This is a genomic window from Streptomyces sp. WZ-12 (genome assembly GCF_028898845.1).
In the GTDB taxonomy this organism is placed as follows: domain Bacteria; phylum Actinomycetota; class Actinomycetes; order Streptomycetales; family Streptomycetaceae; genus Streptomyces.
On the sequence record NZ_CP118574.1, the window covers coordinates 664,825 to 678,101 of the forward strand.

Here is a 13,277-nt window from a genome sequence, read left to right on the forward strand (position 1 = left end):
GGGCGGGCTAACGGCGGATGACCGGCAGGATGACTCGGCTGGGGTACTCCGCGCCGCGGTGGATCCGGTTGACCGCGACGGCCATCTCAGAGAGGTACTCCTGCGCGATGACCTTGCCGGTGTTGGAATTGCGGTCGTAGCGCGGGAAGTTACTGCTGGAGACCTCCACCATGATCCGGTGGCCCGGCAGGAAGACGTTGGCCGTGGCGATCAGATCGACCCCGATCTCATACACCGTGTCCGGGGTGATGGGCTCGGGCTCCGCGAGCGAGTTCCGGTAGCGCATCCGCTGAATGCCCTCGCACAAGATGATCGCGCGGCCGTCCGGATGCACGTCGACGAGCTTCGCCGTGACATCCGTGTCGGGCGCCGAGGAGCTGACGAACAGCGTGGCCGTGACGGGTCCCGTGACCTCCAGTGGCTCGTCCAACACGTCGGAGACGAACACGAGCACATCGTCGCGATCGTGCAGCGGCCGCTGATCTGCCGGGCCGTCGTAGCCCCCCATGTTCATCATCGTGCCGCCCAGAGAGGGCACGGGCCGGCGAGGGTCGTAGAGATAGGTGTCGACGAACTCCTCCGTCGGCTCGGCCGGTGCGAGCGCGCCCGCGCCGGCCGAGCTGTTGGCCGGCCCGGCACCGCACAGGTAATAGGCCGTGTACTCGGTGTCCGGCAACGGCCAGTCCGGCTCGTCGCGCCACTGATCGGTGCCCATGACGAACAGGCGCACCGGTTCCCCGCCGTCCAACGCGTCCGCCCGCCCCTTCAACCACCGGTCGAAGAACGCGATCTGCGGCCCGGTCAGCAGCGCGGCATCCGTGCTCGCCGTGATCCCGAAGCCGCGGTCGGGGAAGTAGCCGAGGAACCCACTGGGGTTGTGGCTCCACGGGCCGATGATCAGCCGTTGGCCTGCGCGCGCCTGCGCCGATCCGGCGCGCGCCTTCATCTCGGTGTAGGCCCGCAGGGTCTCACCGATGAACACGTCGTACCAGCCGCCGATGTGCAGCGCCGGCGTCGTGATCGACTCGACCGCGTCCAGCGCGGCGACCTGCGCCCAGGCTTCATCACGGCTGGCGTGCCCGATCGCGGTGTCGGCGATCCACGGCAGGTACTTGGCGATCAGCGGGTGCTCGGCAACCGGGGTGTGCTCGGTCAGCAGCGTGCGGTCCGCCAAGGAGGCGGCCAACTGCGGGATGTCCAAACCCGCTTCGCGTCCCTCGACAACGGCGCGCCGGGCCTCGTTGAGGGACATCATCGTCGCCCAGGCAAGCGTCGTGTCCAGCGACAGGGCGCCACCGCGGGAGTGCCACGGCGCCCGGTAGAGGTCGGCGGAGGTCACCGCGGGAGCGATCGCCTTGAGCGCCGGCACGCCGGTCGCGGCGGCCTGCCACTGCACGAACCCGAGGTAGGACGGTCCCCACATGCCCACGTTGCCGTTGCACCATTCCTGGCCCGCCAGCCACGAAACCGCCTCGGCGCCGTCCGCCGCGTCGTGGACGTGGGGAACGAAGATCCCGTCCGAGCCGAAGGTTCCCCGACAGTCCTGGAAGACCACGGCATACCCGGCGCGCATCATCGCGAACAGGTTCGGGGAGGTGCCCCCCAACTGCCCGATCGTCTCCTTGCCGTAGGGCGTACGCACCAGCAGTACCGGCACCGGCTCCGGCGTCACCGGCCGCCAGACATTGGTCGCCAGCTCGGTACCGTCCGTCATCCGTACCGGAACGTCAAAAGCCACATCGAACCGCATCGTTCACCTGCCTGTCTCACACCGTCTCAAGTACACGCTGTTCTCAAGTACACGCTGTCTCAAGTAATCGGCCCCTTGGAGCAGGCAGGCTAGGCGAGAACTCCCCTGCCAAGTGGTGGGAATCTCCCGCCACTTGGCGAGAGGCGAGCCCCGCAGGCGAAGCTACAGTTCCTTGCGCGAGGCGCGCCCCACTGGTCGGCTGCCTGCGTGAGCACCGGACCACGCGCCCTTGGCAGCACACCTACCTCTCCGGCCGCCGGCCGTTCCGACCAGAAGGCCGTGGAGATCCTCGGCGTACGTGCCGGCACCGCCGGTTCCCGGAAGCACGGTGCCCGGGCCAAGCCGCGCACCCGGCGAGCGGCAAAAGCGATCGGTCGGGCAGGCCGGGGGCACCCGGCTCGCCCGGGATTGAAGGTGACCTGTGATCGAACTACGGCTCAACGACAACGAACTGAGTCCGCTGGCCGCGTTGCTGGCCCAGATGGGACTCGGCGACGCCTTCCACGGCGACGCGACGCTACACGGGACCGACCCCGTCATCCGCTCCCCGCACCGCCTCGGCGAGGCCTCCGCCACAGCCCAACTCGCCATCGGTGCCGCGGTGTCCGCGATCTGGGAGCGGCGCACCGGCCAGATCGGCGACGTGGAGATCGACATCGAGCACGCCCTGCACTACCTGCACCCCACGCACTTCGTCCGCCAGTCCGGCCACGCCATCGACGTGGGTGCCGAACGCGTCGCGGCCAACGGCCTGTTCGCGTGCGCCGATGACCGCTACGTGATGCTGGAGGCGGGACCCCCCTACGCCAAGCTGCTGGACGGCTACCTGAACTTCTTCGACTGCGGCAACAACCGCGCGGCCCTCGCCCGCGAAGTCGCCCGCTGGCACTCCGAAGACCTGGAGGAGGCCCTCACTGCGGCGGGCCTGCCCTGCTGCCGAGCCTTCACCAGGGAGCAGTGGCTGGAGCATCCGCAGGGCCGGCTGCTCCAGCGCACTCCCGTCGTGGAGATTGTGAAGATCGCCGACACCGCCCCCGTGCCGTGGACGCCGACGGCCGCCTCCCCCCTCGACGGGCTGCGCGTTCTGGACTTCACCCACGTCCTCGCCGGTCCGCGCAGCGCACGGACCCTCGCCGAATACGGCGCCGAGGTGCTCCACATCAGCGCCCCGCAGTACCCGGACACCATGGCCCAGCACCTTGGCGTCGACGTCGGCAAGCACTGCGCGTACCTCGACCTGCGCGAGCCCGCCCAGCTCAGCCGCATGCGGGAACTGGCCGCCGAAGCAGACGTGTTCACCACTACTTGGCGCCCGGACGTCAATGACCGGTTCGGCCTCACCCCCGCCCAACTCGCGGCCGGAAGTACGCACGGCATCGTGTACATGAGCGCCAACGCCTACGGCCACCAGGGCCCTTGGGCCCGCCGGCCAGGATTCGACCAGAACGGGCAGGTCGCTTCCGGCTTCGCCGCGCGCGAGGGGGCGCCGGGGAGGCCCCGCTTCTCCCCCGTCTTCTACCTGGCCGACCTGATCACCGGATACCTGGCCGCCGCGGGCATGATGGCCGCCCTGCTGCGCCGGTCCGTGGAGGGCGGTTCCTACCACGTGCGGCTCTCCCTCACCCGCAGCGCGATGTGGGTACAGGAACTCGGCCTCATCGACGAACAACTCCTCGCGGGTGTGTCCGAGAAGGACACCCACCCAGCGCGGACGGTCACCTTCGACACCGCCTACGGCGCCGTCACCAACCTCGCCCCGCCGTTGGCCTTCTCCAACCTGCCGCTGCCGCGCGCCGAACGACTCGTCCCCTACGGCGCCGACCCGGCGCTCTGGAAACCCCGAACCGGCTGACGGCACCGACGACGGAGCACCGTCACCGACTCGCCGATCCTCCTCGTGATTCAGACCTGGTTGTTCCACATCCGGAACATCGTGCACTTGGCGTTCTTGTCGAAGGTCACGGTCCAGAGGTTGGCGAAGGTGCCCAGTTCCGTGTAGCGGCCGATGCCCTCGATCGCGGCGGTGTCGCCGTTGAGGGTGAGGAGGGACCACTCGAACTCCCAGCCGCCCTCCTGCCACGGTGCGCGACCGAGCCAGCCGTCGATGATCGCCTCGCGGCCGAACCAGTCGGTCTCGTATGGCCATTCGTGGTATTCGGCCCGCGCGGTGAACAGTGCGGCGATGTCCTTCCTACTGTTGGTGGTCCAGGCCCGCACGTACCCTCCGACCCAGTCGCGCACCTGCTGTTCGGTCACCATCGGTGCTGCCTTTCCGTGACGCATGTACCGGGTCCTCAGCCTTGGGCCGTGGGCCGGACGACGAGTTCGTTGACGTCCACGTCGGCGGGCTGACTGAGGGCGTAGAGGATCGCTTCGCCGATCGCCGCGGCGGGGATCGCGATGCCCATCTGCTCCCGCACCGCGTCCTTGACCACGCTGTCGCCGATCGACCAGGTCAGCTCGCTGTGGGTCAGGCCCGGGCTGATCACGGTGACCCGCAGCTCCCGGCTCTCCTGGCGCAGTCCCTCCGACAGGGCGCGGACGGCGTGTTTGGTGGCGCTGTAGACGGCCGCGGTCGGGTCGACCCGCAGCCCTGAGACGGAGGAGAGGTTCACGATGTGCCCGCTGCGCTGGGCTTGCATGAGCGGCAGGACGGCGGCGATGCCGTGCAGGACCCCGCGCAGGTTCACGTCGATCATGCGGTTCCATTCATCGACCCTCAGCGCGTCCAGGCGCGACAACGGCATGATGCCGGCGTTGTTGACCAGGACGTCGACGCGCCCGTATCGGTCGTGCGCGGCCGCGACGAAGGACCGCACGCTGGCCTGGTCGGTCACGTCCAACTCATGCGGGAGCGTGCTGCCGCCGCGGGCCTCGATGTCCTTGGCGAGGGCGGCCAGGCGGTCGGTGCGCCGCGCCCCGAGAACCACGTGGTGGCCCGCGGCGGCGAGCCGTCTGGCGGTGGCCTCGCCGATACCGCTGCTGGCCCCGGTGATCAGGACCACCTTCGAGGCGACCGTGGTGGACGGGTTGGACATGGGATTCCCTTCGAGGTACGAGGCGTCGACGGCCGCGTGGTGCGTCGGCCGGCCGGTGTCACCAGGATGTGCCCGATCGCGCGCGGGCGGCAGGACGGGTCTTCCTGGGTGCGCCGCTCCTAGGAACCGCGGCGTACGATCCCGGCATGAGTGGCAATGAACTGGGGGAATTCCTGCTGGCCCGGCGCTCCCGGGTCAGCCCGGCCGACGCCGGACTTCCGCGCTCACGAGGCCGCCGCGTCAGCGGACTGCGGCGCGAGGAGGTGGCCGTCCTGGCGGGTGTCAGCGCGGACTACTACGCCCGGTTGGAACAGGGCCGTGAGCGGCATCCCTCCGGCCAGGTCGTCGACGCCCTCGCGCGGGCCCTGCACCTGGATTCCGACGCCTGCTGGCACGCCTACCGCCTGGCCGGGCTCGTTCCCAGCGCCCAGGGCCCCGTCTCGGACGAGGAGCGCGTCGCCCCCGAACTGCTGCGGCTGATGGACGCCTTCCCGACGGCAGTGGCCTACGTGGTCAACCGGCGCCTGGACGTCCTCGCCTCGAACGCACTCGCCGACGCCCTGCTCTCCCCGCTCACGGACCCGCGCGGCATGGTCCGTTCACTGTTCTGCGACCCCGCGGCCCGGGACCTGTTCGTCGACTGGCACGCCGTGGCCCGCGACACCGTCGCCGCGCTACGACTGGCCCACGGCCACGACCGGCACGACCCCCGCATGTCCGCCCTGATCGAGGGCCTGCTCGCGCAGAGCGAGGAGTTCGCCGCACTGTGGAACCATCAGGACGTCGGTCGCCTGGGCAGCAAGACCAAGACCTTCCGCCATCCGCAGGCGGGTCAACTGACGCTCGCATACCAGACGTTCGAGGTTCAGGACGCGCCCGGCCAGTGCCTCCTGGTCGGCACCGCAGAGCCGGGAAGCCCGGACGCCCGCCGCCTGGCCCTGCTTGGCTCCCACCGCGCCGAAGCGGACGAGAGCGTCACCGTCGGCCGGCGGTAACGGAAGTTCCCGCCGCTCGTCGAAACCTCTCGCGCAGTGGCCGTCACGTCAGCCGTCGTCGATCTCCCGAGGAGGGTCGGTGACCCTGCTCCCCTCCAGCACGCCCCTGCGCGGCACCCCGGGCCTGGGCGTCTACCCCACCATGACGCCGGGAGCGGAGCCGCATCGAAGCCGCCCCGCATTCGCGGCCAGCGTGAAGCGAACTCGGCGTCGAGACACGGAACTTGAAGGGCGAGATACGTGAAGATCCGCACAGCGGTGGAGGCAAAGGGGGCGGCGTGCGTGGATCCGGAAGGAAGCGGTGATGGACGACAACGTGGTGCGGGGTGTGGTGGCCGACGGCTTCGAGTCGGTGCGTGAGGAGTTCGCCGCGGTCGTGGCCGGGGAGGACGGCGACTACGCCGCGCAGCTCGTGGCCTACCGGCACGGGGAACGGGTCGTCGACCTGTGGACGGGGCCGGGGATCACCGGGGATTCACTGTTCGGCGCGTACTCCGCGTCCAAGGGCGCCACGCACCTGGTCGTCGCCTCACTCGTCCAAGAAGGCGTGTTGGACCTGGAGCAGAAGGTCAGCCACTACTGGCCGCAGTTCGCGGTGAAGGGCAAAGGAGACCTGGTTCTGCGGGAGTTGCTGGCGCACCGGGCCGGCCTCGTCGGGGCAGAGGCAGGGTTCACGGTCGAGGAACTCGCCGATGACCAGCACGTCGCCGAGCGCCTCGGTGCGCAGCGCCCGTACTGGCGGCCCGGTGCCGCGTTCGGCTACCACGCGCTGGTGATGGGGGCACTGAGTGGCGAGGTGGTGCGCCGCGCCACCGGGCGTAGCGTCCAGGAGCTGTTCGCCGAGCGGATCCGCGAGCCGTACGGGGTTGACTTCCACCTCGGGCTGCCGCAGGAACAAGAACCCCGGTTCCTCAGCGCCCAACCGATGGCGGCGACTCCCGAGCGACTGGCCCTGCTGGCAGCGTCCGCGAGCGGCCCGAACAGCCTGTCCGGCATCGCCTTCAACCGCCATCACCCGCAGAACCCGCAGGTGTGGGAGCTGCCGAACTTCCAGATCGTCCGCACCTTGGGAACGGCCTCGTTCGGCGGAGTGGCCTCGGCGCGCGGTCTGGCCCGGATGTACGCGGCTGCGATCGGTCCCGTGGACGGCACGGCCCCGCTGCTCGAACCGGAGACCCTCGCGACGGTCGGCCAGATCCAGTCCACCGGACGCGATGTGGTCCTCGGCGAACAGAAGGCATTCACCATCGGCTTCCATGCCACCTGCGCGTACTACCCGCAGCTCGGTCAGGGCGCGTTCGGCCACAGCGGCGCGGGCGGCCAACAAGCCTTCGCCGACCCGCGCAACGGCATCGCCTACGGCTACACCCGCCGGCGCACCCCCTTCCCCGCCGCCGCAGGCCCGGAGAACGACCGCCTCATCCGCGCCCTGTACGAGGCCCGCCCCGCGCGGTGACGCACGCGGCGGGCGAGTGGGGTGGCCAACCCGCTCGCGCCCACGGGCGTTTGAACACCCATCAACTCCCCCGTGAGGAGCTGCTGTACAGGGGTCGCGGAAGTCGCGTCTGCCGCGGCACCGGAGGCGCAGTCTGCGCCCGCGGCAGGCGACTTCGCCCTCCCGGCCCGGCCGAGATTCGGATTCGGCCCGCCGCGCCCCGAACAGTAACCGGATAGGTAATCCGAATGCGTGCTACCGTCCCGCTAACCGGATGAACTATCCGGATGCCTACGGGAGCGGAGGGCACATGAGGAAGACAGCGGTGGTCACGGCCGGAACTGCCGGGATCGGCTTGGAGACGGCACTGGGGCTGGCCACCCAAGGGTTCTCGGTCACCGTGGTGGGACGCGACGCCGACCGGGGCGCCCGGGCGGTCGAGCGGATCAACGCGACGAACCCGGCGCACCTGGGTCGATTCCTGTCCGCCGACCTCGCCTCGCTCGACGAAGTGCGCACGCTCGCCGACCGGATCGCCTCCGACCATGCCGCCTCGGGCGAACCACTGACCGTGCTGGTCAACAACGTCGGGGCGATGTTCGCCGAGCGGCGAACCCTGGCGGGCGCCGAGGCATCGTTCGTCGTCAACCATCTCTCGCCGTACTTGCTGACCGAACTGCTGCTGCCCACGCTGACGGCTGGAGCGCCGAGCAGGGTCGTGAATGTGACCTCGGGCGCTGTCAGTCTCGCCAAGTCCGTGTTCGACGCCGTCGAGCCTCCGGGCGGCTACTACGGCTTCCACTGGTACGGCCGCGCGAAGCTCGCCAACCTCACCTACACACTCGATCTGGCCGCGCGGCTGGACGGCACGGGCGTCTCGGTCTTCGCCGCCGACCCCGGAGGCGCCGCGACCGAGATGACCAACGGCACGCTGACCGATCCGAGGATCGTCTCGCCCGCGCTCCGGCTGCTGTGGCCGCTGGTGCGCCGCAAGTTCGAACGCTCCACCTCGGGCCCGGCATCCGTGGCCGCCAGACCCTCGATCACCGCCGCCACCGACGACGCCCTGACCGGTCGGACCGGCATCGTCATCGGCGCCCAGGCACACCCGGTAGCGCCGTCCCGCGCGGCGACCGACCCTCGCATCGCCGAGGCCGTGCGTCGGCTCAGCCAACGGCACGCACCGCTCACGGTCACCTGACCTTCGTACCCGTGCCGGCACCCGCGACGACAAGTCCGGATGAGCCATCCGATTAGCATGTCCCCATGACGACGACGCCCCTACGCAAGGATGCCGCCCGCAACTGGGACCGGATCGTCACCGTCGCCCGTGCCCTGGTCGACCAGGGCACGGCGTTGCAGCTCAACGACGTCGCCCGCCGCGCCGAACTCGGAGTCGGCACCGTCTACCGGCACTTCGCCACGCCCGAGGCGCTGCTGGAGACCGTCGCCACCCGCTGCCTGGAATCCCTGGTCGCCCACGCCGAACAGGCACTCACCGACAACGACCCCTGGCGCGCGCTGGAAGGCTTCCTGCTCCGCACCGTCGAGGCACAGGTCACCGACGCCTCCCTGGCCCCGGTCGCCGCCGCAACCACGGACGCCCTGCCGCGCACCACGGAACTCAAATCGGCGCTTCGCTCGGCCGGCGCCACACTGCTCGACCGAGCCCGGAGCGCCGGGGTGATGCGCCCCGACGTGACCGCCGCCGACCTCGTCCCGCTCATGTGCGGCATCGCGCACGCCGTCCATGTGCACGGCGGCACGCCCGTCGACCGGATCGACACCGCACATCGCTACCTGGCCACCCTGCTTGAGGGCCTCCGAGCGGCACCCCCACAGGCATGACGCCTCCCGTGTCACCCCACGGGGCGACTCCAACAGCCTCCGCTGCCCTGGACCTTCGCATCCCCTCCCCCTCCCCCTCCCCCATCACCTCACAGTTCGCTTCGTAGGGCCCGGGGACAGCCGAGGGATAGCCGCCTGACCCGCTGAGTGTCCCAACAGAGCTGGCGGCAGCCATCGTCACGGGTCCTCGCATGAGCCTCCTCTGCCCCTCTTCCAACTCGCTTCCTATCTTGGGGAAAGCTCACCGTCGATGGTCGGCCGCGCCGCCGGTCGCCAGCGTCAACACCGCGGCGCTGTACGCGGCGAGCGGAAGAGCGCAGCCTCCCTGATCGCATTTCACGTGGTCGGCAGCGCCGGGCCGAATGGTGCCGTCGGCGGCCACCACAGCGCCCTGGACCCGCACTCCGTCGGTTGCGGACAGCGACGGCCCGGTCAGGTGGAGCACTGCCGCGGTGATGGCGTCGGCACCACGGACGGCGACAGCCGCTGGTTTCGGCGCCAGATTCTCCACCAGGACTCGAACGGTGCCGTCCGTACCGCGCACGGCGTGCGCGGCGATGTTGTCGCTGGTTTTGACGGTGGTCGGCAGCAGGTGGCCGGTGCCGAGCTGATGAGCGAAGTAAAGCCCGTAGTAGACGGGCATGGCCCGGTACGCGTGCGGTCCGACCGAACAGAACGGCGTGTATCCCGCGCAGTTGCGTCCGAGCTGGCCGTGCAGGTTCACTCCCTGGGCACCGTGCTCCGCCGCGATCAGGGCGTAGTCCGCGGCCCACAGCGCCGACGCGTAGCTGTTGGACACGCCGGGAATCCCGCTGCATGACGCGGAGTTCGTCTCGCTGATTCGGAGTGGGACCCCGGCCTTGCCGGCGGACTGGGCGGCGCTGGCGATGGTGGCCGCTTCTTTTTGGGCAACGCCCCTGGAGAGGAGTTCGGCGGCCGTTGCGTTCTTGTCGCTGCAGCGTGACAGGGGATAGTAGTGGCGGGTCAGCAGTCCCACCTTTCCGCGTTCGGCCGCAGCGTAGTCGGGTAGCCAGGCACCGCCCGCGGTGTCCGGGCCGGCCTGCTGCGCCGCCGGGGCTCCGGCTCGTACGGCGGAGAGGCATTGGTTGGCCTCGGGCACGTAGTCGTGCAACGAGTATGTCGGTGGCCGCAGTTGGCGGAAGTAGTAGTCCGGCTCGTTTCCGCAGGCGATAGCGGTCAGCCGGTCACCGAGCACGGTGGACACCGACCGGGCGTCCTGGGTGACTGTGGTGCGGTCGAAGTGCCCGAGGTTCTCGCTGTAGAGGACCTTCCACTTGACTGCCCTCGTTAGCCGGTCCAGTCCAGCCAGCCCGGCCGGAGTGGCGGCTCGGTAGCCCTCGTCCACGGTGTTGCCACCGAACCTGATCACACCTCGGCCGAGGTTCGTCAACAGCCGGGGCAGATTCCCGACGGTGTCGAAGTCACCACTGTTGACACCATAGGTATTGCTCTCGAACGAGAAGCCCAGATAGCCGTCGGCGAGGGTACCGAGTGCCGGTCCCTTGGTATCGATGGTGACGGTGGTCGGCACCGCGGCCGACCCCAGTGCCGGGGCGGGCGCGGGCGCAACGATCAGCGCCATGGCCAGTCCGGCGGCGACGGCGATGGCTCTCTTGATGTTGATACGCATACGAAGGCTCTCCAGTCTGTGGCGGTTCTTCGGGTTTCGAGGATGCTGAAGGGGAGGCGACTGGTCGGGCCCGATACTAGAATTCGGAGCTATTCCCAACAGGGCTCGCGAGTTGGACGTAAGGGAATGGTCATAGATGGCCACTTGAACGCCCACCGCTCGCCAGACAAGTCGCTCTCGCAGAACTGACGGACGCTCACGAGGCATTCCAGGACGGCCAGTTCCGGCGCCCGTCCCCAAGTCCGGGCCCCCTCAACCTGTCTCTGCCGGGATCTTGGAGTTTCCCAGCGCACAGGCACGATCAGCGGGCCTGCTCGGAGGACGCCAACCGGCGGAGCTCGTTCACGACGGCCGAACGGCCAACTGGCTGCTGGCGTCGGTCACTAGCTGGCTGCCTGGGACAGACACCGGTCAAGTTCGTTGTCGAGGCGGTCCAGGCGCTCGTACAGGGCGCGGGGCTGGCCGGTGTTCGTGAAGTCGCTGACCACGGCATCCGCTTCGTCCTTACGGCTTCACGAGCGCACCGCCCAGACGTTCACCAAAAGGAGCGCGGCGGCGTATCCGAGCAGTCGCGGTTCCGGGGCCCAAGAGCCGGCCTTGAATACCCGCCAGACCGAGCGCCGGGCGGATGTGATCGGATGGTGTTCGGGCTCGCGCCCAACCCCGCCCGTGGAGCGGCCTTGGAGGCACTGGATGAAGATCGTGATAGCGGGTGGCACGGGCCAGGTGGGTGCGATCCTGCGTCGCGCCTTGGACGCTGCGGGCCATGAGGTAGTGGTCCTCACCCGGCGCCCGGCGCGCACCGGCGACGTCCGCTGGGACGGCCGGAATCCAGGCCCCTGGGTGGAGGAGGTCGACGGCAGCGACGTCGTGATCAACTTGGCCGGCCGCAGCGTCAGTTGCCGCTACACGGAGGAGAATCTCCGGGAGATGATGAACTCCCGGGTGGACTCGGCCCGCGTCGTCGGTGAGGCCATCACGGCCGCCCGCCGCCCGCCGCGCGTCTGGCTCCAGATGAGCACCGCCACCATTTACGCCCACCGCTATGACACTCCCCACGACGAGCGCACCGGCGTCATCGGCGGCCAGGAGTCCGGCGTACCGGGCTACTGGGCCTTCAGTGTCGATATCGCCCGGCGCTGGGAGCAGGCACAACAGGACGCCGCGACGCCGCACACTCGGAAGGTCGCGCTGCGTTCCGCGATGGTGATGAGCCCGGACCGCGGTGGCGTCTTCGACGTCCTGCTGTGGCTCGCCAGGCTCGGCCTGGGTGGGCCGGTGGCAGGCGGTGCCCAGTACGTCTCCTGGATCCACGACCGTGACTTCGTCCGTGCGGTCGAGTTGCTGATCGACCGGGAGGAGATCACGGGAGCGGTCAACCTCGCCGCCCCCGGCCCCCTGCCCCAGCGGGCGTTCATGCGTACCCTGCGCAGCGCCTGGGGCATGCCGGTGGGACTGCCGGCCACCAAGTGAATGGCTGAGCTCGGCGCCTTCGCCCTGCGCACCGATACCGAACTCCTGCTCAAGAGCCGCCGGGTGGTGCCGGGACGCCTGCTGGAGTCCGGCTTCGTCTTCGACTACGCACATTGGCAGCACGCCGCCCCCGACCTCGTACGCCGGGTCCGGCGGCGTTAGGGCTGGAATCAGAATGAGGTCTCTGGGACTCGGGAATGACGGCGTGTCAGTTTTCGTTGATACGGCCTGGAGGGGGTGGTTGCGACCGAGACCCGTGGTGGGCGCAAGCCGTGGGAGGTAGACGATGGGCTGTGGGAGCGCATCGAGCGGCTGTTACCGGTGATTGAGTGGCGCTTCCGGTACCCGGGGCGTCGTCGGCTCGATGGCCGGCGGGTTCTGTGCGGCATCCTGTTCGTGCTCTACACCGGCATCCCCTGCCGCTACCTCCCGCAGGAACTCGGCTTCGGCTCCGGGATGACCTGCTGGAGGCGACTGCGGGAGTGGAACGAGGCCGGGGTCTGGCAGCGCCTGCATGAGTTGCTGCTGGCTGAACTGCGGGCGGCCGGCAGATTGGATCTGTCCCGGGCGCCGGTCGACTCGAGCCATCTGCGGGCGATGAAAGATGGTGCGGCGACCGGCCCGTTTCCGGTGGACCGGGGCGAGACCGGCAGCAAGCACCACGTGATCGTCGAGGCTCACGGTATCTCGCTGGCCGTCACTCTGACTGGCGGCAACCGCAACGACGTGACCCAGCTGATCCCACTGGTCCGAGCCGTCCCGCCGATCCGAGGCAAACGCGGCCAACCGCTGCGCCGCCCGAAGCACCTCTACGCCGACCGCGGCTACGACCACGAGAGCTACCGAGACCAGGTCCGACGGTTCGAAATCACCCCGCACATCGCCCGACGCGGCACCGAACACGGCTCCGGACTCGGCGTCCATCGCTGGGTCGTGGAAGGCGCCATCGCACTACTGCACTGGTTCCGCCGCCTACGCATCCGCTGGGAGATCCGTGTCCACGGACATCGGCCCGTCTGGGTGAGCGGTCAGTTCGGGTCTTGCTGGGCGGACAGCTCATCTCCCGTCGCGGTATGACTTTTCGTCC

10 protein-coding genes and 1 pseudogene are annotated in these 13,277 nt (G+C 69.5%); 7 read left to right on the forward strand and 4 right to left on the reverse strand.

Features of this window, described 5'->3' with window-relative positions; all coding sequences use genetic code 11:
- Positions 1-7: 7 nt before the first annotated feature.
- The gene (locus tag PV796_RS02450) at positions 8-1,714 is read right to left on the reverse strand and encodes a CocE/NonD family hydrolase (protein WP_274911118.1); all 1,707 of its coding nucleotides are present in this window, start codon (positions 1,712-1,714) and stop codon (positions 8-10) included.
- A gap of 457 nt (positions 1,715-2,171) precedes the next feature.
- Here PV796_RS02450 and PV796_RS02455 point away from each other — a divergent pair, with 457 nt between their 5' ends.
- Entirely contained in the window at positions 2,172-3,602 is a 1,431-nt protein-coding gene (locus PV796_RS02455; protein ID WP_274911119.1) for a CoA transferase, read from the forward strand.
- 50 nt (positions 3,603-3,652) lie between these two features.
- Here the strand turns inward: PV796_RS02455 and PV796_RS02460 are convergent, their stop codons facing one another.
- Both PV796_RS02460 and PV796_RS02465 read right to left on the reverse strand, forming a co-directional pair.
- Positions 3,653-4,033 carry a nuclear transport factor 2 family protein gene (locus PV796_RS02460; protein ID WP_274911120.1) on the reverse strand — a complete coding sequence of 127 codons (381 nt, stop codon included), beginning with the start codon at positions 4,031-4,033 and terminating at the stop codon, positions 3,653-3,655.
- An 11-nt stretch (positions 4,034-4,044) separates the two neighbouring features.
- Positions 4,045-4,788 (reverse strand): SDR family oxidoreductase, encoded by a 744-nt coding sequence (locus tag PV796_RS02465; protein ID WP_274911122.1) that lies wholly within the window; start codon positions 4,786-4,788, stop codon positions 4,045-4,047.
- A gap of 146 nt (positions 4,789-4,934) precedes the next feature.
- Here PV796_RS02465 and PV796_RS02470 point away from each other — a divergent pair, with 146 nt between their 5' ends.
- The 4 genes from PV796_RS02470 (at position 4,935) to PV796_RS02485 (ending at position 9,066) form a co-directional block, all read left to right on the forward strand.
- Positions 4,935-5,783, forward strand: a complete 849-nt coding sequence (locus tag PV796_RS02470; protein ID WP_274911123.1) for a helix-turn-helix domain-containing protein — start codon at positions 4,935-4,937, stop codon at positions 5,781-5,783.
- A gap of 304 nt (positions 5,784-6,087) precedes the next feature.
- Positions 6,088-7,239, forward strand: a complete 1,152-nt coding sequence (locus PV796_RS02475; protein WP_274911124.1) for a serine hydrolase domain-containing protein — start codon at positions 6,088-6,090, stop codon at positions 7,237-7,239.
- 289 nt (positions 7,240-7,528) lie between these two features.
- Complete coding sequence (locus tag PV796_RS02480; protein ID WP_274911125.1) at positions 7,529-8,419, forward strand: SDR family NAD(P)-dependent oxidoreductase; 891 nt, start codon at positions 7,529-7,531, stop codon at positions 8,417-8,419.
- Positions 8,420-8,484: 65 nt separating this feature from the next.
- Positions 8,485-9,066 carry a TetR/AcrR family transcriptional regulator gene (locus tag PV796_RS02485; RefSeq protein WP_274911126.1) on the forward strand — a complete coding sequence of 194 codons (582 nt, stop codon included), beginning with the start codon at positions 8,485-8,487 and terminating at the stop codon, positions 9,064-9,066.
- A gap of 241 nt (positions 9,067-9,307) precedes the next feature.
- Here the strand turns inward: PV796_RS02485 and PV796_RS02490 are convergent, their stop codons facing one another.
- Positions 9,308-10,717 (reverse strand): hypothetical protein, encoded by a 1,410-nt coding sequence (locus PV796_RS02490; RefSeq protein WP_274911128.1) that lies wholly within the window; start codon positions 10,715-10,717, stop codon positions 9,308-9,310.
- A 693-nt stretch (positions 10,718-11,410) separates the two neighbouring features.
- Between PV796_RS02490 and PV796_RS02495 the strand changes: the two are divergent.
- A pseudogene (locus tag PV796_RS02495) lies at positions 11,411-12,352 on the forward strand (TIGR01777 family oxidoreductase).
- Positions 12,353-12,427: 75 nt separating this feature from the next.
- Positions 12,428-13,267, forward strand: coding sequence for an IS5 family transposase (locus PV796_RS02500; protein ID WP_274911129.1), 840 nt, complete (start codon positions 12,428-12,430; stop codon positions 13,265-13,267).
- The last annotated feature ends 10 nt before the right edge of the window (positions 13,268-13,277 follow it).

What these genes read in the sequence shown, in the direction of transcription:
- PV796_RS02480 (WP_274911125.1), top strand. Translation starts at nt 7,529, where the DNA reads ATGAGGAAGACAGCGGTGGTCACGGCCGGAACTGCCGGGATCGGCTTG.
- PV796_RS02465 (WP_274911122.1), bottom strand. Translation starts at nt 4,788, where the DNA reads ATGTCCAACCCGTCCACCACGGTCGCCTCGAAGGTGGTCCTGATCACC.
- PV796_RS02450 (WP_274911118.1), bottom strand. Translation starts at nt 1,714, where the DNA reads ATGACGGACGGTACCGAGCTGGCGACCAATGTCTGGCGGCCGGTGACG.
- PV796_RS02490 (WP_274911128.1), bottom strand. Translation starts at nt 10,717, where the DNA reads ATGCGTATCAACATCAAGAGAGCCATCGCCGTCGCCGCCGGACTGGCC.
- PV796_RS02485 (WP_274911126.1), top strand. Translation starts at nt 8,485, where the DNA reads ATGACGACGACGCCCCTACGCAAGGATGCCGCCCGCAACTGGGACCGG.
- PV796_RS02470 (WP_274911123.1), top strand. Translation starts at nt 4,935, where the DNA reads ATGAGTGGCAATGAACTGGGGGAATTCCTGCTGGCCCGGCGCTCCCGG.
- PV796_RS02460 (WP_274911120.1), bottom strand. Translation starts at nt 4,033, where the DNA reads ATGCGTCACGGAAAGGCAGCACCGATGGTGACCGAACAGCAGGTGCGC.
- PV796_RS02475 (WP_274911124.1), top strand. Translation starts at nt 6,088, where the DNA reads ATGGACGACAACGTGGTGCGGGGTGTGGTGGCCGACGGCTTCGAGTCG.